This is a genomic window from Pseudomonas sp. S35 (genome assembly GCF_009866765.1).
Lineage (GTDB): Bacteria > Pseudomonadota > Gammaproteobacteria > Pseudomonadales > Pseudomonadaceae > Aquipseudomonas.
In genome coordinates this window covers 393,854-417,698 of record NZ_CP019431.1, presented here as the reverse complement: position 1 = coordinate 417,698, position 23,845 = coordinate 393,854, and the positions used below count along the sequence as shown (strand labels likewise).

Here is a 23,845-nt window from a genome sequence, read left to right as displayed (position 1 = left end):
ACCTACTGATGCATATAAACCTTGGGAGCCGTCCTACGAGCGTCTCGGAAAGTCTCACCTGAGCAAGGACACAATCGCGTGATTTGATCCCGGTCTTTTCAGACACGGATCGTTACGCATGACTGACATGCTGTGGGCCGCCCGCGAGGGTGACGCGCTTCTGCACAGTTCAATGCTCGCCGACGTGTTAGGCGGCGTCCTGGAGATTGCCGCCAGCGTGGCCGTGATGGCCTTGGCGACAGCCGCTGTTGTTGCCGCAGCCGGCTTCACCGTGGCAACGGGCGGTCTCGGCTGCGTTGTATTGGGCGCCGTCGTGGGTGCGGTGGTCGGCATCGGCATGAGCCAAACCGGCGCGGATAAAGGCCTCTCACGATTATGTGAGTACTTTGCCAATGCGCTGTTCCCTCCGGTCATCGACGCCTTCATCAGCAGCGGTTCGCCCAACGTCTTCATCAACGGGAAACCCGCGGCGCGGGCGGCCGGCAAACTGTCGGATGTCACCGCGGCGCCAGGGGTGGAGCCGTCTTATCTGGATATCGCCGACGGCTTTTTCTCTCAGCTATGGCGCCCTACGGTGGCTGCCCCGGTGGCGGGCGCCGTGCCTTGTCCCGCCGATAAAGTCGACTGCAATAAACACCCGCCGATGCCGGAGCAATACCTGGCGGAAGGCTCCAGCAGGGTCTTTATCAATGGTCAGCCAGCGGTGCGTAGTGGGGACCGGAGCACCTGCGAAGCCAAGGTCGCAAATGTACAGATTTCGCCAAATGTGATCATCGGTGGCGCGCCCGTAGTGGTACGTGAGATTCGCAGCGGCAAGACGCCGGGCGTGGGGTTGGCAGTGACGGCGTTGCTGACGTTGCGCGGCAGTGGCGCGAGGTTTTTCAGCGCGTTGCCGTGCATGGCGGTGGGCGGGCTGGTGTCGTGGGGCAGCAGCCAGGTAAGTAATGCGATGAGCGCTGCGGTCGCGGGTTCGCCCAACCCGGTGCACAGCGCCACGGGCGCGAAGATCCTCGACGGTGAAGACGACCTGGACTTCGCGTTGCCAGGACTGCTGCCTATCGAGTGGCAGCGCTATTACTGCAGTCGCGATGAACGGCGTGACGGCCTGTTCGGCGCCAGTTGGAGCGTGGCTTATGAAGCCCGCGTCGACATTGACGTGCACTCCGGAGGCGGCGAGCAACTGGTCTACATCGATGAACAGGCCCGCAAGGTCGACATGGGCATGATCCCACTGGGCGGCGCGGTATTCAGCGCGGGCGAAGGCTTGAGCGTACGGCGCCATACCGACGGGCACCTGCTGATTGAAAGCGTCGATGGGCGCTATCGGCTGTTTGAACCCGCACCGGGCAACCCCTCGCACCTGCGTCTGAGCCAGTTGGGGGATCGCAATGACAACCGCCTCTTGCTTGACTATGACAACCAGGGCCGCCTGAGCCGGTTGCGCGATACCTTCGATAATGTGCAGATCGAACTGGGCTACAGCCAGCAATGGCCCGCTCGAGTCGCTCAGATTGAACGCCTGTTCCCTGATCACGGCCGAGAAACCCTCGTCAGCTATAGCTATGACAGTCAAGGCAACCTGGCCGACGTTCGCGATGCCGCCGGGCACACTCAACGTCGTTTCGCCTACGACAGCGGCCAGCGCATGATCGAGCACCAACGGCCCACCGGATTGTGCTGCTTCTACCAATGGGCCTGTGTGGACGACCGCGAATGGCGCGTGGTCCGACACTGGACCGACGAGGGTGACGACTACCAATTCGACTATGACCTACAAGCCGGGATCACGCGGATTACCGATGGCTTGCAACGGGTCAGTACCCGCCAATGGAACCCGCAGTACCAGATCACCGCGTATACCGACAGCCTCGACCAAACCTGGCAATTTGAATGGAATGACGAGCGCCAGTTACTCGGAGCCACCGATCCCCAGGGCGGTCAGTGGACGTTCGGTTACGACACCTCCGGCAACCTGTGCGAGACGCAAGATCCGTTGGGGCGCGCCGAATCCACGGTATGGCTGGGGCATTGGTCGCTGCCTTTAGTGGAGACCGATGCCGCCGGCCAAGCCTGGCAGTATCAATACGACCCGCGTGGCAACTGTGTCAGTCAAACCGACCCGCTGGGGCATGTCACGCGCTACCGCCATGATGCGTTTGGCCAGGTCGTCGAAATCACCGACGCCACCGGAAAAAACCACCGCCTGCGTTGGAATGAAGTCGGGCAATTGACCGAGCATGTAGATTGCTCGGGGTATCCCACAAGGTTCGAGTTCGACCGTCGGGGCCACTTGCACGCCGTGATCGATGCGCTGGGTGAGCGCCAGCGCTATCAACACGACAGCCAGGGCCGCCTGCTGCAAACCGAAAGGCCGTATGGGCATATCGAGCATTATCTGCGCGACACCAGTGGCCAGTTGATCGCCTACACCGATGCAGCCGGCCAGACCACCCGTTACCAATACGACCGCCGTGGGCAGGTTCGCCAGCGCGTTGATGCCCAAGGCCGACAGATCGAATTCCGTCACGACGCTTACGGCCGCCTGCAAACCCTGACCAACGAAAACGGCGAGCGCTACCGCTTCGCCTGGGACCAGGGTGACCGCCTTGCGCAGCAGCAAGACCTCGACGGCAGCGCGCGGCGTTATGCCTACGATGCACTGGATAACCTGGCTGCCGTCGAATATGTGCCGTCCAATGGTACGCCTTCTATCGTCCATCGCCTGGAGCGCGATGCAACTGGGCGCTTGCGGGCGAAAGTGACCGATGATGGTCGTACCGACTACACCTACGACCCGTTGGACCAACTCACCAGCGTCACCTTCACCGGCAACGGCCAGATCATCCAGACCTTGGCCTTCGCCTACGATCCACTTGGCCAACTGCTCACCGAACACAGCGCTGCCGGCAGCCTGAACCACCACTACGACGAACTCGGCAACCTGATCCAGACGCAACTGCCCGACGGGCGCTGGCTCAATCGCCTGTACTACGGCAGCGGTCACCTGCACCAGCTAAACCTCGATGGCAACGTCATCAGCGACTTCGAACGCGACCGCCTGCACCGCGAAGTGCTGCGCACCCAAGGGCAGATCACCACCCGCAACGAATACGACCGCTGCGGCCGATTGCGCTCGCGTAAACGCAGCCCTACAGGCCAACCCCGGCAACTGCCGCCCACCCAACAAAAAACCTTCGAGTACGACCCCGCCGACAACCTGATCGGCCGCCTGGAAGCGGGCCAACGCCAACTGCTGCACTACGACGCGACCGGTCGGATTATCGCTACCCAGGACAACACACAAGGTCAGCAGGAAACCTTCGCCTACGATGCTGCCGCGAACTTGCTGGATGGCCCCCAGCTTGGCGCCGGATTAGTGAGCCACAACAAGTTGCTGACGTATCAGGACAAGCGCTACCGCTACGACGGCTTTGGTCGGCTGATCGAAAAACGCAGCACCGTCCGAGGCTTGCAACGCTTCGCGTACGACGCCGAACACCGTTTGATTGAAGTCCATAGCCAGAAAAACGGGCGAGAAACACGGGTAAAAATGAGCTATGACCCACTCGGCCGACGCATCAGTAAAACCGAATACGACAGCCACGGTTATCCGCTGAGCGAAACCCGCTTCGACTGGGAAGGCCTGCGCCTATTGCAGGAGCATCGACATAGTCAGACGAGCCTTTACCTTTATGAAGACGACGGCTACGCGCCGCTTGCCCGAGTCGATGGAAAGGGCGAACACCAGCGCGTGCGCTATTACCACAACGACCTGAACGGGTTGCCGGAACAGCTGACGGAAGCCGACGGGCACAACGCCTGGCGCGCAACTTATCAGGTGTGGGGCAACACGCTGGAGGAGGTGCGCGAGCCTTACTACATTGAAGAACAGAACCTGCGGTTTCAGGGGCAGTATCTGGATCGGGAGATCGGGCTGCACTACAACACGTTCCGGTTTTATGATCCGGATGTGGGGCGGTTTACGACGCCGGATCCGGTTGGTCTACGGGGAGGGCTGAATTTTTACGACTACACGCCCAATCCCTTCGGCTGGATTGACCCGCTGGGTCTTTCATGCCGTCTAAATTCTGTCGGTAGAACGCCAGGCAAAAATAGTAAAACGGGGAAAGCGGTCATTGCACGAATGCGTACTGAGGATCGTATCAAGGGTGAAGGCAAGAATATGAAGTTCAAGAATAGGCTAGATAATGAGTGGTACCCGATAAAGGATGCCGATATGGCGCACCGAACTGATGCTGTCAGATACTGGAATCAGAGAGGCGGCTATCACGGTGCCAAGGCCAAAGAGGTACGAGGTTGGATGCGCGATCCGAACAACTATGAGTTGGAGCATTACAGCTACAACCGATCTCGAGGCGCACGCCTGAAAGACCGATACAAGGAACCAGATGTATTCATAGGGCCGGCCGAGAAGCCTGAATATAGATACTGAGGACATTACCTATGAAAGATCTATCTGAAGAAAGCCCAGACCTAGATGCGAAAATTTCTTCCATCGTAGAAGGTGGAAACAAGCTGGACGAAGAAGGCAAAAAACCTCAGGCGCTTGCTGCTTATATTCAAGCGTGGGAGCTACTCCCAGAGCCAAAATTGGGCTGGAAGCTATTGACCGGATGGATTGCAGGCTCGCTTTACAATTTCTACTTTGACAACGGTGATTTCAAAAAATCTAAGTATTGGGCTCAAGCTGCACTCGCTGGCAGAAGTTCCCAACGGAATACCGGGCCATTGATAGATTTGGGTATGGTTTGTTTCGAACTTTATGAGGAGGGCGAGGCTTTTCGATATTTTGATGAGGCTTATTCCATCGGAAAAGAAAGAGCTTTCAAAGAAAGACCCAAAAAATACCTGAATTTTTATTTGATTAAGAAAAATAAAAATGAATAGACGATTCAAATTTTTTCAACTCTGACGCGACTGCTTTTCAAAAAAACAGTGAATTTATTACAACTAACGTGAGGCATTTGGAGCACGGAAGGTTTTAAAACCCTGAATGGCCGATGGTGTTCATTGGGCAGCTCGACATCAGCGATGCTGAGTCATGACCGCGCTCAGGGTTAGCTGTTTTTTGATGAACAGAAAAACGTCCATACCTACACTCAAATATGCTGGCCTTTTTGCTCTGACGTCTGTCGACAACCTGCTTTCTTAAACTAGCGCGACAACCGGAATGATCTTGGCAAAAAGTGCAAGCGTTACTGCTACGTCGGTCTCAGTCGACGCCCAGTAAAACCGAATACGACAGCCACGGTTATCCGCTGAGCGAAACCCGCCTCGACTTCGGAAGAAGAGTACCTACTCACCGAAACTAACTATGTAGAAACGGTCATTGCAATTTGCCAATGCTTGGGCGCTTCTACGTTGATAGTTAGCAGTCTTGAAATAAATTCAGAGGGTGAACCTTACACCGAAGGACAAAGCATTGAGGTCGATCGACTAGCCCCAGCCCTCCAGGCTATTTTGAGAGAACACATCTGATGCAAGCTGAAATCTGCAAGCGTTGAGTTTCACTTTGGCTATGACTATTACATGTATCTAATCTCGGAAACCGACTTAGTTCTCTGCTTTCCGAAGGAAAAAAGCAAACTGTTCGTTGAGGCTTTTCTATCACCTTATCTTAATAGTTAGCCCTAACGTGAACCGGTTGGGGATAGCTGAAAAATACAGGTGCGCTTTCTGTGCAGGAAACCGCACTTGTATTTATTTCATTCAATAGCGCCCACGCCCCCAAGCCAAAAAACCTTCCAGCAATTGCTTCAACACCACCTGCGTCGGCTCGGCCAGATCCGCGCGATAGCGGAATGGCTCGACCTCTTCCATATAGGTGCTCTGGCACAACTCCAACTGCACCGCATGAATATCCTGCGCCGGGTCGCCGTAATGGCGGGTGATATGCCCGCCCTTGAATCGCCCGTTCAGCACATGGCTGTACTGCGGGTGCCCGGCGCAGATGGCTTCCAGCTGGCTGGCCAGTTCGGGGTCGCAGGCGGCGCCGTTGAAGGTACCGAGGTTGAAGTCGGGAAGTTTGCCGTCGAACAGGTGTGGGATCAGCGAGCGGATCGAGTGCGCATCGAACAGCAGCGCGTAGCCGAACTCGGCCTTGAGCCGTGCCAGTTCCTCTTGCAGCGCCCGGTGATACGGACCCCAAATCTTTTGCAGGTAGCTGGCGCGCTCTGCCTCGCTCGGCGCCAGGCCTTCACGGAACAACGGCACGCCATCGAACAATGTCGCCGGGTACAAGCCGGTGGTGGCGCCGGCGTACAGCGGTTTGTCGTCGCAGGGCCGGTTCAGGTCGATGACGAACCGCGAGTACTCCGCCGAGAGGGTGCTGGCGCCCAGCTCCTCGGCAAAGTCATACAGCGTGGGGATATGCCAATCGGTGTCCGGCAGGCTTTGCGCCTCGGGGATCAACCCGGCCTCGACCGCAGGCGTCAGGCGCAGGCCGGCGTGGGGCATGCTGATCAGCAGCGGCGTGCGGCCTTGTTTGAAGTTCAGAACCTTATCCACAACAGCACTCCTTACACAGTGACATCGACGCCGTGGCGCACGACGCGTTTATCCAACTCGCCGCCCAGCCAGTAGGCCAAGTCGGCGGGACGATCAATCTGCCAGGCGACAAAGTCCGCGACCTTGCCGACTTCCAGCGAACCATGGGTATCGCCCATGCCCAGCGCGGTAGCCGCATGTTGGGTGGCGCCCGCGAGGGCTTCTTCGGGGGTCATGCGGAACAGGGTGCAGGCCATGTTCAGCATCAGGCGCACCGACAGTGCCGGCGAGGTGCCGGGGTTGAGGTCGCTGGCGATGGCGATCTTCACGCCGTGTTTGCGCAGCGCATCCATCGGTGGCAGTTGGGTTTCGCGCAGGAAGTAGAACGCACCCGGCAACAACACGGCAACGGTGCCGGACGCGGCCATGGCGATGGCGTCTTCTTCGGTCATGAACTCCAGATGGTCCGCCGACAACGCGTGATAACGTGCCGCCAGGCTGGAGCCGTGCAGCGACGACAGCTGTTCGGCGTGCAGTTTCACCGGCAGGCCGAGTTGCTGGGCGACCTTGAACACCCGCTCCACCTGCTCGGTGGAAAACGCCAGGTATTCGCAGAAGGCATCCACGGCGTCCACCAGCCCTTCTGCCGCCAGGGCCGGCAGCATCTCGTTGCAGATATGCTCGATGTAGTCGTCGGCGCGGTCCTTGTACTCCGGCGGCAACGCGTGGGCCGCCAGGCAGGTGGCGCGCACGCTGACCGGCAGCGCATCGCCCAGGCGGCGGGCCACGCGCAGCATCTTGCGTTCGTTGGCCAGGTCCAGGCCGTAGCCGGACTTGATCTCCACCGTGGTCACGCCGTCGCGCAACAGGCTGCGCAGGCGCTTTTGAGCACTGGCAAACAGTTCATCTTCTGTCGCCGCACGGGTGGCACGCACGGTACTGGCGATACCGCCGCCCTTGGCCGCGATCTCGGCATAGCTCACGCCCTCAAGGCGCTGCTCGAATTCGCCACTGCGATTGCCACCAAACACCGCGTGGGTGTGGCAGTCGATCAGCCCGGGAGTGACCCACGCGCCTTGCAGGTCATGCACCTGGGCGTAGTCTGCCGTCGGCACTTGGCTGCGCGGGCCGATCCACTGGATGAGTGAGCCGGCAGTGACCATGGCCGCATCCTCGATGATCGAGTAGTTACCATTGGCCATGGTTGCAACGTGGCAGTGTTGCCAAAGGGTTTTCATCAACGCCTCCCTAAGTTATCGATGAGACACAGCCGGGTCGTAATGGACGGTGGCCGCTTGCCCGGCGGCGGGTTTGACCCACAGCAGGTACGCAACCACCAACAGCACAATCCACACGGCGCCGACCAGCAAGGCCGCCTGGGTGTCCGGGAAGTAACCCAGCACACCAAATACAAACAGCATGAATACGATGGCCGCCGCCGGCGCATAGGGCCAGAACGGTACCGGGAATTTCAGCTCGGCGACCTGTTCCTTGGTCATCGAGCGACGCATGGCGACCTGGGTGAACAGAATCATCAGCCATACCCACACCGTGGCGAAGGTGGCAATCGAGGCAATCACCAGGAATACGTTCTCCGGGATCAGGTAGTTGAGCAGCACGCCGCCGAGCAGCGCTGCGCCCATCACCACCACGGTCATCCACGGCACGCCCTGTTTGGACAACTGGGCAAAGCCTTTGGGCGCCTGCCCTTGCTGGGCCAGGCCATACATCATGCGCCCCGCGCCGAAGATGTCACTGTTGATCGCCGAGACTGCCGCCGAGATCACCACGATGTTGAGGATGGTCGCCGCCGAGCCGATGCCCAGGTTGCTGAAGATCTGCACGAACGGGCTGCCCTGGCTGCCGATCTGCGGCCACGGGTAGATGGCCATCAGCACAAACAGGGTCAGCACGTAGAACAACAGGATGCGCAACGGTACCGCGTTGATCGCCTTGGGGATCACGCGTTGCGGGTCCTTGGCTTCACCGGCGGTGATGCCGATGATTTCGATACCGCCGAAGGCGAACATCACCACCGCGAACGAGGCAATCAGGCCACCGATGCCATTGGGCATGAAGCCGCCGTGGGCCCACAGGTTGCTCAGGCCGCTGGCCTGGGTCTCGCCTGCCGAATGGATGCCGAACAGCATGATGCCGAAACCGCCGAGGATCATCGCCACGATGGCGCCGACCTTGAGCAGCGACAGCCAGAACTCCATCTCGCCAAACACTTTGACGTTGCACAGGTTCAGGCCGCCGATCAGGAACACGATGCCGAGCACCCACACCCAGCGCGCGACCTCGGGAAACCAGAAGCCCATGTAGATGCCGAACGCCGTGACGTCGGCGAGGCAGACGATGATCATTTCAAACGCGTAGGTCCAGCCGAGGATAAACCCGGCCATCGGGCCCAGGTAGGTGCTGGCGTACTGGCCGAAGGAGCCGGACACCGGGTTGTGCACGGCCATTTCACCGAGGGCGCGCATCACCATGAATACCGCGGCGCCGCCGATCAGGTAGGCCAGCAGCACGGCGGGGCCGGCCATCTGGATGGCCGAGGCGGAGCCATAGAACAGCCCGGTGCCGATGGCCGACCCCAGTGCCATGAAGCGAATATGTCGGGCGCTGAGGCCGCGTTTCAAACCCTTTTCTTGCTGGTGCATTTCTCGTCCTTAATTATTTTTATCCTGAGAAAATTAGAATCCGCGCTCGGGACAACTGCTTTTTTGTGGTGATCGGGCTTGTTGTGGTGAGCGGGCTTGTCGAATCGTCGCACCGCCCGCGCTGGGCTGCGAAGCAGCCCCACTCCGGTTAGGGGGCTGCTGCGCAGCCCAGCGCGGGGCAAGCCCGCTCACTACAGAGCGAGTGTCGCTTACAGGCTCGGCAACAACTTGGCCGGCACCAGCTCATTCAGGCAGCGGCTGGCGAGCAGTTCGCTGGCGGCGAGGATGTCCGGGGCGAAGAAGCGGTCTTTGTCATAGAACGCCACTTTGCCGCGCAGGATGCTCCGCGCCTGTTCAAGCTTCGGCGAGGTCTTCAAGCCTTCGCGCAGGTCCAGGCCCTGGCAGGCGGCCAGCCACTCGACGGCGAGGATGCCGCGGGTGTTCTCGGCCATTTCCCACAGGCGCTTGCCCGCAGCCGGGGCCATTGACACGTGGTCTTCCTGGTTGGCGGACGTCGGGATGCTGTCGACGCTATGGGGGTGGGCCAGCGCCTTGTTCTCGCTGGCGAGCGCGGCGGCGGTCACCTGGGCAATCATGAAGCCGGAGTTGACGCCGCCATTGCCCACCAGGAACGGCGGCAGTTGCGACATGTGCTTGTCCATCATCAGCGAGATACGGCGCTCACTGAGCGAGCCGATTTCGGCGATGGCCAACGCCATGTTGTCAGCGGCCATAGCCACCGGTTCGGCGTGGAAGTTACCGCCGGAAATCACATCGCCTTCGGCGGCGAACACCAACGGGTTGTCGGACACCGCGTTGGCTTCGACCACCAGCACTTCAGCGGCCTGGCGGAACTGGGTCAGGCACGCGCCCATGACTTGTGGCTGGCAGCGAAGGGAATACGGGTCTTGCACCTTGTCGCAGTTCTGGTGCGACTGGGAGACCTGGCTGCTGTCGCCGAGCAGGTCGCGGTAAGCGGCAGCCGAATCGATCTGCCCACGCTGACCGCGTGCGGCGTGAATGCGGGCGTCGAACGGCGAGCGCGAACCCAGCACCGCTTCCACGGTGAGGCCGCCGCAGGCCAAAGCGCCGGCGAACAAATCTTCGCCTTCAAACAGGCCGCGCAAGGCATAGGCGGTGGACACCTGGGTGCCGTTGAGCAAGGCCAGGCCTTCTTTGGCGGCGAGGGTCAGTGGCGTGAGGCCGGCGATTTTCAGCGCGTCGGTCGCTTCCAGCCATTCGCCTTTGTAACGCGCTTTGCCTTCGCCCAGCAGCACCAAGGACATGTGCGCCAGCGGCGCCAAGTCACCGGAGGCACCCACCGAGCCTTTCAACGGAATATGCGGGTAAACCTCGGCATTGATCAGCGCGATCAGCGCGTCGATCACCTGGCGACGAATCCCGGAGAAGCCGCGGCTCAGGCTGTTGACCTTGAGCACCATGACCAGCCGCACCAGCGCATCGCTGATCGGCTCACCGACGCCGGCGGCGTGGGACAGCACCAGGGAACGCTGGAGGTTTTCCAGGTCTTCGCTGGCGATGCGGGTCGAGGCCAGCAAGCCGAAACCGGTGTTGATGCCATAGGCGGTGCGGTTCTCGGCGAGAATCTGCTCCACGCAGGCCACACTGGCTTCGATCTGGGCCGAGGCACTGTCATCCAGACTGAGGGTCACTGGCTGCTGGTAGATGGCCCGCAGTTGGGCAAGGCTCAGTTGGCCTGGATTCAGGTTTAGCGCAGTCACATTCGTACTCCTTGTGAATTGTTCTTTTTGAAAAATTGTTCAGTGCAAATTCGGTAACGCGGTGTCTTTGAGCAACTTGGCGGCGGCCGCGATATCCGGCGCCAGCCAGCGGTCCTGCTCGTACGCGGGGACCACTTCACGCAGCAAACGCCACGCGCTGTCAGTGCCTGCGCCGAAGCGCTGGTCCTTCAAGAATTCAAAGGCCTGGGCCGCCAACAAGTATTCGATGGCAAGAATCTGGGTAACGTTGGCCAGCAGTTGATGCAGCTTGAGCGCGGCGTTGGTGCCCATGCTCAGGTGATCTTCCTGCAGGCCCGAGGTGACGAAATTATCGAGCACCGCAGGTTGCGCGAGCTGGCGGTTTTGCCCACACAAGGACGCGGCGACGTACTGCACGATCATCATCCCGGAGTTGACCCCAGGGTTGCTCACCAGGAATGCCGGCAAGCCACTGACATGCGGGTTGATCAAACGGTCCAGGCGGCGCTCGGCCACCGAGCCGATCTCGGCCATGGCAATGGCGAGCAGGTCGGCGGCCAAGGCGACGGACTGGCCGTGGGGGTTGGCCTGGGACACCACGCGGTAGTTGCCCGGCGTGCCGAGCAGCAACGGGTTGTCGGTGGCGCTGTTGAGTTCGGTCTCGATCTGGCGCGTGGCGTGCGCCACCTGGTCACGCGCCGCGCCGTGGATCTGCGGGATCGAGCGGATGCTCAGCGCGTCCTGGGTGCGAATGCCTTGGCTGCTGGCGATCACTTCACTGCCGTCGAGCAACGCCCGCAGGTTGCGACCGACGTGCTGCATGCCGGGGTGCGGCTTGAGGGCGATGATTTCTTCATCAAATGCATCGATTTGACCGCGCTGGGCTTCGAAACTCATGGCGCCGATCACGTCGGCCCATTGCAGCAGGTGGTGGGCATCAGCCAAGGCCAGGCAGCTCAGGCCGGTCATGCACGGCGTGCCGTTGACCAGGCACAGGCCGTCTTTCGCGCCGAGCACCACGGGCTGCAAACCTTCGGCCTGCAAGGCCTCTTGCGCGGTCACGACCTGGCCGCGATAACTCACCATGCCGACACCCAGCAGCGCCACGCCGACATGGGCCATGTGGGTCAGGTAACCCACCGAGCCCTGGGACGGCACTTGCGGCGTGATGCCGTGATTGAGCAGCGCCAGCAACGCACGTACCACCTGCGGATGCAGGCCGGATTTGCCGTGGCTGTAGTTGATCACGGCGGCGCAGATGATTGCGCGGGTCTGCTCATCGCTGAGCACCGGGCCGACGCCGCAGGCATGGCTGAGCAAGGTGTTGCGCGACAGCTGGCTGAGTTGCTCGCCCGCCAGCGACACATTGCACAGCGCGCCCAGGCCGGTGTTCACGCCATAGGCGCGTTCACCACTGGTGACGATGCGCTGCACGATGGCCTGGGCGTTGTCGATGCGCGCCCAGGCCTGGCCCGAAAGTTCGAGCAAAGCGCCGTGGCGGGCGACGGCGACGACGTCCTGCCAGTGCAGGGGCGTGTCGGCGATGGTGATGTTTGTTGCCTGGGACATTGTTGACCTCTTCATATTCTCTACAGCTTTGCCGGCCCTATCGGGGGCCAGCAGCCTCACCACCCAACCCGGATCAAACCACCGCCGCCCGCCGCTGAACAAACCTGTCCACATACTCATCCGCCGGCGAATGCAGGATCTCGCGAGGCGTGCCCACCTGGATCAGCTTGCCGTCCTTGAGAATCGCAATCCGGTTGCCGATGCGCACCGCCTCGTCGAGGTCGTGGGTGATGAACACGATGGTTTTGTGCAGGGTCTTTTGCAGCTCCAGCAACTGGTCCTGCATCTCGGCGCGGATCAGCGGGTCGAGGGCGCTGAAGGCTTCGTCCATCAGGATGATGTCGGTGTCGGCGGCCAATGCACGGGCCAGGCCGACGCGCTGGCGCATGCCGCCGGAAAGTTGGTGCGGGTATTTGTTTTCGTAGCCCTTCAGGCCCACGGTTTCGATCCAGTGCAACGCACGTTCGGCGCACACCTGCTTGGTTTCGCCACGCACCTTGAGGCCGTAGGCGACGTTGTCGAGCACGCTTTTGTGGGGCAGCAGGCCGAAGCTCTGGAACACCATGCTGATCTTGTGCCGACGGAATTGACGCAGGGCGTCCATGTCCAGTTGCAGGATGTCTTCGCCGTCCACCAGGATCGCGCCGCTGGTGGGGTCGATCAGGCGGTTGAAGTGGCGCACCAGGGTGGATTTACCGGAACCCGACAGGCCCATGATCACGAAGATCTCACCGGTGCCGATGCTCAGCGACAAGTCGTTCACGCCCACCACGCAACCGGTCTCGGCCAGCACCTGGTCCTTGGTCTTGCCTTGGCCAACCATCGCCAGCGCCTCCTTGGAACGCGCGCCAAAGATCTTGAAGACGTTTTTGACTTCGATTTTGCTGACAGTGGTCATTTGCTCGCCTCATGCCGTGGACGGCCATAGGCCTGGGTAATGCGGTCGATGACCACTGCAAGAATCACGATCGCCAGCCCCGCTTCAAGGCCACGGCCTACGTTGAGGGTCTGGATGCCGACCAGTACGTCTTCGCCCAAGCCACGGGCACCGATCATCGAGGCGATCACCACCATCGACAACGCCATCATGGTGGTCTGGTTGATGCCGGCCATGATGCTCGGCAGCGCCAGCGGCAATTGCACGCCGAACAACTGCTGCCAGCGGTTGGCACCGAAGGCGTTGATGGCTTCCATGACCTCGCCGTCGACCTGGCGGATCCCCAGGTCTGTCAGGCGAATCAGCGGCGGCGCGGCGTAGATCACCGTGGCGAAAATCGCCGGCACCTTGCCCAGGCCGAACAGCATCAGCACCGGGATCAGGTACACGAAGCTGGGCATGGTTTGCATGATGTCGAGCAGCGGCATCAGCACCGAACGCAGGCGATTGCTGCGTGCCGAAAGGATGCCCAGCGGGATGCCGATCAGCACCGAAATGACGGTGGCGACCATCATCAAGGCCAGGGTCTGCATCAGCTTGTCCCACAGGCCGACCGCGCCCACCAGGAACAGCAAGCCGACAATCACGGCGGTGGTCACCACCTTGCGCGTGGCGTGCCAGGCAACGCCGCCGACGATGGCCAGCATCAGCCACCAGGGCGCGGCGCGCAGCAGGCCTTCCAGGTTGACGATGGCCCATAGCAGGGTGTCGGAGATCTGCCGGAACACGTCGCCGTAGTTGGTGACCAGTGAATCCACCCAACCGTTGACCCAGTCGGCAATGGAAAACGTAAAACTCTCAGGAAACATAGCGTGCTCTCGATCCAATGGGTTGCGGCCAGTCGCCCGGCCACCCCTCAGGGTAGCCGTGCACACTTGACCTACAAGGCCGCGTCGATTTTCTTGGCTGCGTCTTCACTGACCCAGGCGTGCCAGACTTCAGGGTGTTCCTTGAGGAAGATCTTCGCCAGCTTCGGCGACTCAATACGCTCCTTGGCCATGCGCCCCAGGTTCTGGTTCAGCAGGTCGATAGGCAGGTTGACCTTTTCCAGCACAGCCACCAGTTCCGGGGCCTGTTCGTGGAAGGCCTTGGACAGGCCGACCTTGATGCTCACGCTCTTGTCCACGCCGGGTTTTTCTTCGAGTTTCACCAGATCGACCTGGCCCATCAGCGGCGTCGGCGACCAGTAGTAGAACAGGATCGGCTCGCCACGCTTGTAGCTCGACAGCACCGCCGCATCCAGCGCCGGGCCGGTGCCTGGGCGGAAGTTGGTGTAGGTGCTTTCCAGGCCGTAGCTTTTGAGCATCTCGCTGTTGTCCAGCTCACAGGTCCAGCCGGCCGGGCAGTTGTAGAAACGGCCCTTGGACGGCTCTTCCTGGTCCTTGAACACCGAGGCGTACTTGGCCAGGTCGGCGATGTTTTTCAGGTCCGGCGCCTTGGCTTGCAGCTTGCGCTTGGCGTCGCCTTCGATCACGTAGCGCGGCACGTACCAGCCTTCGATAGCGCCCACCACCGGGGCACCGACGCCGACCACCTTGCCGGCCTTCTCGGCCTTGTTCCAGACTTCACTGCGGCCCACCCACTCTTCGGCGAAGACCTGGATGTCGTTGCTGCTCAGGGCGTTTTCCATGGTGATGGAGTTGCCTGGCAGGCTGTCGGTTTTGCAGTCGTAGCCTTTTTCCAGCACGGTTTGCAGGATGTCGGTAAGCAACATGCCGCTTTCCCAGTTCAGGCCTGCGAATTTCACCGGCTTACCCGACTCGCACCAACCGGCCGCCTGGGCGCCAGCGCTGGCCAGCAAGCCTGCAGAGAACAACGTGGTCAGCAGGGTCTTATGCATTTTCATTGTGTGACGCTCCCAATCATGAAATGGATTACGGCAGTCAAAAGGCATCCTGCCCTGTCCACGTCCCGTCAGGCCTGCGCCGCAGCGCGACCGGCCCCACTTGTTTTAGTGGGTACAACGCTGTCCTGCTCGACCGGCAGGATCAGGTGATCGGGCACGCTGCCGTGCCATTTTTTCGCACACACGTAATACAGCGCGGCAGGCAACACCAGGCCGATGATCCAAGAGATATCCACACCGCCCAGCGCGTCTACCAACGGGCCGGTATAGAACTTGGTGGAGATGAACGGCATCTGTACCAGCACACCAAAGACATAGACGCTGATACCCAAAGGGTTCCAGCGGCCATAGCGCCCCTTGGGATTGGCCAGCGCCGGCACGTCATAACGCTCGCGGGTGATGCAGTAGTAATCCACCAGGTTGATCGCGCTCCAGGGCGTAAAGAACGCCAGCAGGAACAAGATGAAGGACTTGAACGCACCCAGAAACGAATGCTGGCCGAGCAACGCGATCAGGGTCGCCGTGCCGACGATGGCCAGCACGAAGACCAGACGCTGCAGACGCGTCACCTCCAGGCGACCACGAAAGCCGCTGATGATGGTCGCGATGCACATGAAGCTGCCGTAGGAGTTCAGCGTAGAGATGGTGACCTTGCCGAACGCGATGCTGAAATACAGCAGCGCAGCGGCGGCACCGCTGCCGCTCAACCCGACGATGTAGGCCACTTCATGGCCGGCGAATTGCCCGTTGGACATGGCCGCGGCAAACACACCGAGGATCATCGCCACCTGGGCGCCAATCACTGAACCTGCGCCCGCGGCGAAAAAGGTTTTCACCGACGACGTGCGGCTCGGCAGGTAACGCGAATAGTCCGCCACATACGGCCCGAACGCGATCTGCCAGGAAGCGGCGAGGGATACCGCGAGCAAGAAGCTGCTCCAGCTGAAATGGCGGATTTGCAGCAAGGCGCCGATGTCAGCCTGGCCCATCAGGCGGGTGAACAGGTAAACGAAAGCAATCACCCCAATGACGCTGGCCACGCGCCCGATGAAGTGGATCACCCGATAACCGAGCACCGTGACCAGCACGATCACACTGGCAAAAAGCAGGATGCCGACGCTGTCGCTGACACCAAACAACTGGCCCAGCGCCTGGCCGGAAAGCACCGTACCGGTGGCCGTGAAACCGAGGTACATCAAACAGACCAGCACGATTGGAATCGCCGCGCCATACACGCCGAACTGCACGCGGCTGGAGATCATCTGCGGCAGGCCAAGCTTGGGCCCTTGCGCCGCGTGCAACGCCATGACGCCGCCACCGATCAGTTGCCCGATCAACAGACCGATCAACGACCAGAACACATCACCGCCCAGCACCACGGCCAAGGCCCCGGTGACGATGGCGGTGATCTGCAGGTTGGCACCCAGCCACAGGGTGAACTGGCTCAAGAGACGACCGTGTCTTTCCGCTTCCGGGATGTAGTCGATCGAACGTTTCTCGATCAACGGGGTGGTGTCGTTTGAAGCCATGTAGGTTCAACCTCTGATGGATTGTTTTGTATGCATCTTGCTCTTCTGTGGGAGCCGTTACTTGACCATCGGCAGGTTCAGGCCCTGCTCTTTGGCGCAGTCGATAGCGATCTGGTAACCGGCATCGGCATGACGCATCACCCCGGTCGCCGGGTCGTTGTGCAGCACGCGGGCGATCCGCTCGGCGGCCTCGTCGGTGCCGTCGCAGACGATGACCATGCCGGAGTGTTGCGAGAAGCCCATGCCGACGCCGCCGCCGTGGTGCAGCGAGACCCAGGTCGCGCCGCTGGCGGTGTTGAGCAAGGCGTTGAGCAGCGGCCAGTCGGACACGGCGTCGGAACCGTCCTGCATGGCTTCGGTTTCGCGGTTCGGGCTTGCCACCGAGCCGGAGTCGAGGTGGTCACGGCCAATCACCACCGGCGCCGACAGCTCACCGCTGCGCACCATCTCGTTGAAGGCCAGGCCGAGCTTGGCGCGCTGGCCCAGGCCGACCCAGCAGATACGCGCCGGCAGGCCCTGGAAGCTGATGCGTTCGCGGGCCATGTCCAACCAGTTGTGCAGGTGGGCGTCGTCCGGGATCAGCTCTTTGACTTTGGCGTCGGTCTTGTAGATGTCTTGCGGGTCGCCCGACAGCGCCGCCCAGCGGAACGGGCCGATGCCACGGCAGAACAGTGGGCGGATGTACGCCGGCACGAAACCCGGGAAATCAAAGGCGTTTTCCACGCCCTCTTCCTGGGCCATCTGACGGATGTTGTTGCCGTAGTCGAAGGTCGGGATGCCCTGCTTCTGGAAGTCCAGCATGGCTTGGACGTGCACGGCCATCGACTGCTTGGCAGCCTTGATCACGGCAGCCGGTTCGGTCTTGGCGCGGGCGCGGTATTCGTCCCAGGTCCAGCCGGCCGGCAGGTAGCCGTTGAGTGGGTCGTGGGCGCTGGTCTGGTCGGTGACCATGTCCGGGCGCACGCCGCGCTTGACCAGTTCCGGCAGGATCTCTGCAGCGTTACCCAGCAGGGCAATGGAGATAGCCTTGCCTTGCTGGGTGTATTTGGCGATGCGGGCCAGGGCGTCGTCGAGGTCGGTGGCTTGCTCGTCGACATAACGGCTGGCCAGGCGGAAATCGATGCTGACCTGCTGGCACTCGATGTTCAGCGAGCAGGCACCAGCGAGTGTGGCCGCCAGCGGCTGTGCGCCACCCATGCCACCGAGGCCGGCGGTGAGTACCCAACGGCCGGTCAGGTCGCTGTTGTAATGCTGGCGACCGGCCTCGACGAAGGTTTCGTAGGTGCCTTGGACGATGCCCTGGCTGCCGATGTAGATCCAGCTGCCGGCGGTCATCTGGCCGTACATGGCCAGGCCCTTGGCATCCAGTTCGTTGAAGTGTTCCCAACTGGCCCAGTGCGGCACCAGGTTGGAGTTGGCGATGAGTACACGCGGCGCGTTGCTGTGGGTCTTGAACACGCCGACCGGTTTGCCGGATTGCACCAGCAGGGTTTCGTCGTCGTTCAGGTGGGTGAGGCTCTCGACGATCTGGTCGTAGCACTCCCAATTACGTGCAGCACGGCCGATACCGCCGTACACCACCAGCTCTTTCGGGTTCTCGGCCACTTGCGGGTCGAGGTTGTTCATCAGCATGCGCAGCGGCGCTTCGGTCAGCCAGCTTTTGGCGGTGAGCGTGTTACCGCGGGCGGCGCGGATTTCGACGTCACGGTATTTTGTAGGCTTGGTCACAGCTAAGACTCCTCGGCGATCGATGCGCGGACAGTGATGGTGCGAAGGAGAGTCTTACGCACACATCTTTACTTGTATGTACAAGCATATGCAATCGAGCGGCCAACTTGACGGGAGAGGGGTTGAGATTTTTTTTGAACGCGCGTGGAAGCCTCGGAAATTAAGGCTTGGGGGCTTGATGAAATTTCTTACAGGGGGCTTTGGCAGCGAGGCCGGTTTGTCACGAGAGCATGGTTTTGCGCCACGCTGGGGCATTCGGTAACAAATTGGTGCGGGGGTTGGAAACAGATCGCAACAACAGCGAGAAACAAATGTGGGAGGGGGCAAGCCCCCTCCCACACTTTTTAACCGCGCTGAGTCAGTTCAATGATGCAACTGCGGCCACTGACCGAGATATCCAAAAGCCCAGTGTTACCGTCCACCTGCAGACAATCATGATGCCCGAGCTTCTCGCCCAACACCTTCACCTCATCCGCCACACTGAACACCAGCACCGTCTGCGCCGAGCTGAAAAAACGCTGCGCGCCATCCACCCATTGCAACCGTGCGTGGTAACGCTGGGGCGAGTAAATCAGGTTGAAATCGCGAATAGGCCCTGTGATCAATCGGCACGATACCTGGCTGTCACCCTTGAACGCGAAGGCCTGCAGCGGTAACAGGCCGCGCTGCTCTTCACCGTCCACCGTCAACACCATGCCCGCGCCCTGGATCACAGTGATCACGCGCTGGTAGCCGGCGAAGGTAGAGAAGCCACCCGATTCGGCGATATCGGCAATCGACAGCCGCCAGCCAAAGCCATCCAGGCCGGTGCCTGCGTCACGGGTGATTTCTTCGGTGCTGCCACCGCCGTTTTTCCACGGCATGCGTACGTAATCGGCGGCGCGCCAGACGGTGACTGCACTCATTTGCTGAACCGTCCTTCGAGGCTGTGGCGGGAACCGGGGTGGATCAACCGCGCAGCAGTCACCGGCTGGCGCCCCGACCAAGTACGGCGGCGAATCAACAGGCACGGCTCGTTAGGCTCGATCTGCAGCAGCTTGCACTCGGCAGCGTCGGCGAGAATCGCTTCAACCACGTGCTCACCCTCGGTCAGCGGCGCGACCTGGTTGAGGTAGGCATAGGGCGTTTGTTGGGTGAAATCCTGCTGCAAGTATTCCGGCGCAACCAACGCGTTGACGAAACGGTCTTCGATTTGCACGGGAATGTCGTTCTCGAAGTGCACGATCAGCGAGTGGAACACCCGCCCGCCTTCGCGCATTTCCAGGGCGACGGCACGCTCGGAACCGGCGGCCTCTTCGCCCAGGTGGATAACCTGGCAGGTGTGTCGATGGCCGCGCGAGGCGATTTCATCGGCAATGTTGTGCACTTCAAACAGCGCCGACTGGCTCTTGGGCTCGGCGACGAAGGTGCCGACGCCCTGCATGCGCACCAGCAAACCTTCGGCGGTGAGCTCGCGCAAGGCACGGTTGATAGTCATGCGGCTGAAGCCCAGTTGGCTGACCAGCTCACTCTCCGACGGCACGCGGTAATGGGGCGGCCAGTTGCCGTTGAGGATCTGCTGGCTGATCATTTGTTTGACGCGGGCATACAAGGGCGCCGGACTTTCGTCCATGTGGGCAGCCAGCGAAGACTTGGCGGGCGGAGTCGGCACAGGGAATCCTTGCAGGGGGAAAAGATGCATAGATTGCCGGAGTTTACCGAGCAGGCAAACGTCTGTATATGTATATACAAATAAACACACGACCGGAGTGCTCCGAACATGTCCGCTTTTTTTGCCGAACGCGCACTGCTGCCTAATGGATGGGCCAACGATGTACGTCTTGAAGTCAGCGCCGATGGCCTGCTGACACAGGTGACGGCCAATGCCAGTGCAGAGGGCGCCGAACGGCTCAAAGGCCCGGTTTTGGCGGGTATGCCGAACCTGCACTCCCATGCGTTCCAACGCGCCATGGCCGGTTTGGCCGAAGTGGCCGGCAACCCGAATGACAGTTTCTGGACCTGGCGCGAGCTGATGTACCGCATGGTTGGCAAGATCAGCCCGGAGCAACTACAGGTCATCGCCCGACAGCTGTACATCGAGATGCTCAAGGCTGGTTACACCTCAGTGGCCGAATTCCACTACGTGCATCACGACGTCAGCGGCCTGCCGTATGCAGACCCCACGCAGCTGTCGCGGCAGATCAGCCTTGCGGCGGCCAGCAGCGGAATCGGCCTCACGCTGTTGCCGGTGCTTTACACCCACTCAGGCTTCGGTGGCCAGGCGCCGAATGAAGGCCAGCGGCGGTTTATCAACAGCACCGAGCACTACCTGAAGCTGCAAGCAGACCTTAAACCGATCCTGGCGGCGCAACCGGCGCAGCAACTGGGCCTGTGTTTCCACTCACTGCGCGCCGTGACGCCGCAACAAATCAATCAAGTATTGGCCGCCAGCGACAAAGCCTGCCCGGTCCATATCCACATCGCCGAGCAGCAAAAAGAAGTCGACGACTGCCTGGCCTGGAGCGGCAAGCGGCCGCTGCAATGGCTGTATGACAACGTCGACGTGGATGAACGCTGGTGCCTGGTACACGCCACCCATGCCGATCCCGATGAGGTGACGCGCATGGCCAAGAGCCGGGCGATTGCCGGCTTGTGCCTGACCACCGAAGCCAACCTGGGCGACGGGATTTTCCCAGCCGTCGATTTCCTCGCCCAGGGCGGGCGCATGGGCATCGGTTCCGACAGCCATGTGTCGTTGAGCGTGGTGGAAGAACTGCGCTGGCTGGAATACGGCCAGCGTCTGCGCGATCAACGGCGCAATCGCCTGTATCGCAGTGATCAGCCGATGGTTGGCCGCACGCTGTTCGATGCTGCGCTGGACGGTGGCGCCCAGGCGCTGGGGCAGCCGATTGGTCGGCTGGAAGCGGGCAAGCGTGCGGATTGGATTGTGCTGGACGGTAACGACCCGTACTTGGCGACAGCGACTGAAGACGCGATTCTGAACCGCTGGTTGTTTGCTGGGGGGGATAGGCAGGTGCGCGATGTGCTGGTCAACGGCAAGTGGGTAGTGCGCGATGGGCGGCATGCCGGCGAGGAAGACAGCAGCCGTGCGTTTACGCAGGTCTTAAGGGATCTACTCGGTTAAAAAAATGTGGGAGGGGCGGTGCGACGATTCGACTTGCCCCCTCCCACATTTCTAACAGTGGTGATCCTGGGTTACTGCGAAGTCTTGGCCATCTGCTTGTCCGACGTGCGGTAGATCAACCGCGTGGTGTCATACCCCTGCTGTCGCGCCCTGCTCAGCAGGTCTTCGCGGGTGTCAGCGCTGACCGTCGGCGTGCGCGACAGGATCCACATATAGCGCCGGCTCGGGCTGCCGACGATGGCGGTCTTGTAGTCATCGCTGACGTACAGCACCCAGTAATCGCCCTTGGCGACGCCCGGTAGCAGTGACGTGAACCAGTTATTGAACTCGACCCAGAGCTTGTCAGTCTTGCCAGGCACTTGCGGCGTGGCGGTGCCCTTGGCTTCTTCCCACTTCCATTCGGTGGTCAGGCAGCGGTTGAACACCGACATGTCGCCATCCGGCAGCAAGGTGTAGCGGGCTTCGGACTGCGCGCAGTTGCGCTGGAAGTACATCGGCAATCGGGCCAACTCATACCAGGTGCCCTGGTAACGCTTGAGGTTGACGCTGCCGGCGGTCTTGGGTTGCAGATCATCGCCAGCATGGCTGGCACAGCCCGCCAAAAACAGGCTGGCGCAAAGGAACACAACAAAACGCATCATTCTTCTTCTCCCGCAGGCTCTCGCCCCGGTTTACTTCAGGCCTTGCCCGGAAAACATGAGAACTTTGTCACCGGCATATTGAACGCTGATAAAGCTGGTTTTATCGCCCCAGGTGCAACTGGACATGCCCAGTGCGCCGGAACAATCGGTCGGCTTACCCAACAACGATTCCACTTCGGCCTTAGCCATGCCGGCCGACAACTTCGCGTAATTTTCTTGGTTGACCTTGCTGCAAGCGGCCAACAGCACGCAAAAAGCCAGCAAAGCGAGACGGCGTAACGACATGGAATAACTCCTGGAGGGACAAAGCAGCGTTGGTATCTGCCAGAAGCTTAGAAGGGAAAACAGGTGTCTGGTTCCCGACGAGCAAAAACAAAAAAGCCCCGTAAACGCTGAAACGTTTCGGGGCTTCTTGAAGGGTGATCCGGCTCACAACAACGCCGATCACTTATCGCCGCAGCTTACTTCTTGTGATAGGCCGTGACGCGCTCAACTTCTTCCTTCGAACCCAGGAATACCGCTACGCGTTGGTGCAGGCCTTCCGGCTGGATGTCGAGGATGCGCTGGTGGCCGTCGGTGGACGCACCGCCCGCTTGCTCAACCAAAAACGACATCGGGTTGGCTTCGTACATCAAGCGCAGTTTGCCCGGCTTGGACGGCTCGCGGCTGTCACGTGGGTACATGAACAAGCCACCACGGGTCAGGATGCGATGCACGTCAGCAACCATCGCGGCAACCCAGCGCATGTTGAAGTTTTTCTTCAGCGGGCCTTCTTCACCGGCCATCAGCTCGCCAACGTAACGGGTCACCGGCTCTTCCCAGTGACGCTGGTTGGACATGTTGATCGCAAATTCCTGGGTCGATGCAGGAATGGTGATGTCTTCGTGGGTCAGTACAAAGCTGCCCATTTCGCGGTCCAGGGTGAAGCCTTTGACGCCGTCGCCCAGGGTCAGCACCAGCATGGTCTGTGGGCCGTAGATCGCATAACCGGCAGCGACCTGCTCGGTGCCTGGCTGCAGGAAGGCCTTTTCGTTCAGGGCTTCGTTCTGGCTCAGGTATTCGTTCGGGCAGCGCAGCACAGAGAAGATGGTGCCGACCGGGGCGTTGATGTCGATGTTGGACGAGCCGTCCAGTGGGTCGAACACCAGCAGGTACGCGCCTTTAGGGTACTTACCCGGGATCTGGTAGGCATTGTCCATTTCTTCGGACGCCATGCCGGCCAGGTGACCGCCCCACTCGTTGGCTTCGAGCAGGATCTCGTTGGAGATCACGTCGAGCTTCTTCTGCACTTCGCCCTGCACGTTTTCAGTGCCCATGCTGCCCAGGACACCACCCAGTGCGCCTTTGGACACGGCATGGCTGATTTCCTTGCAAGCACGCGCAACCACTTCGATAAGGAAGCGCAGATCGGCAGGCGTGTTGTTGCTGCGGGTCTGCTCAATCAAATAGCGACTCAAGGTAACGCGGGACATGTAAGGCTCCGGAGAATGGGGGGCTTGAAAACCCGCGCAGTTTAACGCGAGTCGGGGCGTATTTCCTCCTATCAGAGGATTTAAACCCAATAGAGTTCATGGACTTTA

General features: G+C 60.6%; 18 protein-coding genes. 3 read left to right on the top strand and 15 right to left on the bottom strand.

Annotation, left to right across the window (positions count from 1 at the left end; genetic code table 11):
- Window positions 1–118 precede the first annotated feature (118 nt).
- Together PspS35_RS01760 and PspS35_RS01755 are read left to right on the top strand one after the other, a co-directional pair.
- A complete protein-coding gene (locus PspS35_RS01760) occupies window positions 119–4,453 on the top strand; it encodes an RHS repeat-associated core domain-containing protein (protein WP_159932514.1) in 4,335 nt (1,444 codons plus the stop codon).
- A gap of 11 nt (window positions 4,454–4,464) precedes the next feature.
- A complete protein-coding gene (locus PspS35_RS01755) occupies window positions 4,465–4,908 on the top strand; it encodes a hypothetical protein (RefSeq protein WP_159932513.1) in 444 nt (147 codons plus the stop codon).
- Between the two features lie 822 nt (window positions 4,909–5,730).
- Here PspS35_RS01755 and hutG read toward each other — a convergent pair.
- The 12 genes from hutG to hutC form a co-directional block, all read right to left on the bottom strand.
- Window positions 5,731–6,528: an N-formylglutamate deformylase gene (hutG, locus tag PspS35_RS01750; protein ID WP_159932512.1), complete on the bottom strand. Its 798-nt coding sequence runs from the start codon at window positions 6,526–6,528 to the stop codon at window positions 5,731–5,733.
- Between the two features lie 11 nt (window positions 6,529–6,539).
- A complete protein-coding gene (hutI, locus tag PspS35_RS01745) occupies window positions 6,540–7,745 on the bottom strand; it encodes an imidazolonepropionase (protein WP_159932511.1) in 1,206 nt (401 codons plus the stop codon).
- Between the two features lie 15 nt (window positions 7,746–7,760).
- Window positions 7,761–9,170 (bottom strand): amino acid permease, encoded by a 1,410-nt coding sequence (locus tag PspS35_RS01740; protein ID WP_159932510.1) that lies wholly within the window; start codon window positions 9,168–9,170, stop codon window positions 7,761–7,763.
- Between the two features lie 209 nt (window positions 9,171–9,379).
- Window positions 9,380–10,912: a histidine ammonia-lyase gene (gene hutH, locus PspS35_RS01735; RefSeq protein ID WP_159932509.1), complete on the bottom strand. Its 1,533-nt coding sequence runs from the start codon at window positions 10,910–10,912 to the stop codon at window positions 9,380–9,382.
- A 39-nt stretch (window positions 10,913–10,951) separates the two neighbouring features.
- The gene (gene hutH / locus PspS35_RS01730; protein WP_159932508.1) at window positions 10,952–12,460 is read right to left on the bottom strand and encodes a histidine ammonia-lyase; all 1,509 of its coding nucleotides are present in this window, start codon (window positions 12,458–12,460) and stop codon (window positions 10,952–10,954) included.
- A gap of 73 nt (window positions 12,461–12,533) precedes the next feature.
- On the bottom strand, window positions 12,534–13,358 hold the full coding sequence (locus tag PspS35_RS01725; protein WP_065940754.1) for a glycine betaine/L-proline ABC transporter ATP-binding protein: 825 nt from the start codon (window positions 13,356–13,358) through the stop codon (window positions 12,534–12,536).
- Entirely contained in the window at window positions 13,355–14,206 is an 852-nt protein-coding gene (locus tag PspS35_RS01720; RefSeq protein WP_032890174.1) for a proline/glycine betaine ABC transporter permease, read from the bottom strand. The genes PspS35_RS01725 and PspS35_RS01720 overlap by 4 nt, the downstream gene beginning before the upstream one ends.
- 71 nt (window positions 14,207–14,277) lie before the next feature.
- The gene (locus PspS35_RS01715) at window positions 14,278–15,243 is read right to left on the bottom strand and encodes an ABC transporter substrate-binding protein (protein WP_159932507.1); all 966 of its coding nucleotides are present in this window, start codon (window positions 15,241–15,243) and stop codon (window positions 14,278–14,280) included.
- A 68-nt stretch (window positions 15,244–15,311) separates the two neighbouring features.
- Window positions 15,312–16,772, bottom strand: coding sequence for a cytosine permease (locus PspS35_RS01710; protein WP_159932506.1), 1,461 nt, complete (start codon window positions 16,770–16,772; stop codon window positions 15,312–15,314).
- A gap of 57 nt (window positions 16,773–16,829) precedes the next feature.
- The gene (hutU, locus tag PspS35_RS01705; RefSeq protein ID WP_159932505.1) at window positions 16,830–18,500 is read right to left on the bottom strand and encodes a urocanate hydratase; all 1,671 of its coding nucleotides are present in this window, start codon (window positions 18,498–18,500) and stop codon (window positions 16,830–16,832) included.
- A 344-nt stretch (window positions 18,501–18,844) separates the two neighbouring features.
- Window positions 18,845–19,405, bottom strand: a complete 561-nt coding sequence (locus tag PspS35_RS01700; protein WP_159932504.1) for a HutD family protein — start codon at window positions 19,403–19,405, stop codon at window positions 18,845–18,847.
- The gene (gene hutC / locus PspS35_RS01695) at window positions 19,402–20,181 is read right to left on the bottom strand and encodes a histidine utilization repressor (RefSeq protein WP_174244775.1); all 780 of its coding nucleotides are present in this window, start codon (window positions 20,179–20,181) and stop codon (window positions 19,402–19,404) included. Before hutC ends, PspS35_RS01700 begins: the two co-directional genes overlap by 4 nt.
- 78 nt (window positions 20,182–20,259) lie before the next feature.
- Here hutC and PspS35_RS01690 point away from each other — a divergent pair, with 78 nt between their 5' ends.
- Window positions 20,260–21,624 (top strand): formimidoylglutamate deiminase, encoded by a 1,365-nt coding sequence (locus tag PspS35_RS01690; protein ID WP_159932503.1) that lies wholly within the window; start codon window positions 20,260–20,262, stop codon window positions 21,622–21,624.
- 71 nt (window positions 21,625–21,695) lie between these two features.
- Here PspS35_RS01690 and PspS35_RS01685 read toward each other — a convergent pair whose 3' ends face one another.
- The 3 genes from PspS35_RS01685 to PspS35_RS01675 form a co-directional block, all read right to left on the bottom strand.
- Window positions 21,696–22,265, bottom strand: a complete 570-nt coding sequence (locus tag PspS35_RS01685) for a lipocalin family protein (protein ID WP_159932502.1) — start codon at window positions 22,263–22,265, stop codon at window positions 21,696–21,698.
- A gap of 30 nt (window positions 22,266–22,295) precedes the next feature.
- Window positions 22,296–22,550, bottom strand: a complete 255-nt coding sequence (locus PspS35_RS01680) for a hypothetical protein (protein ID WP_122305425.1) — start codon at window positions 22,548–22,550, stop codon at window positions 22,296–22,298.
- Between the two features lie 176 nt (window positions 22,551–22,726).
- Window positions 22,727–23,737: a class 1 fructose-bisphosphatase gene (locus tag PspS35_RS01675; protein WP_003237460.1), complete on the bottom strand. Its 1,011-nt coding sequence runs from the start codon at window positions 23,735–23,737 to the stop codon at window positions 22,727–22,729.
- Between the last annotated feature and the right edge of the window lie 108 nt (window positions 23,738–23,845).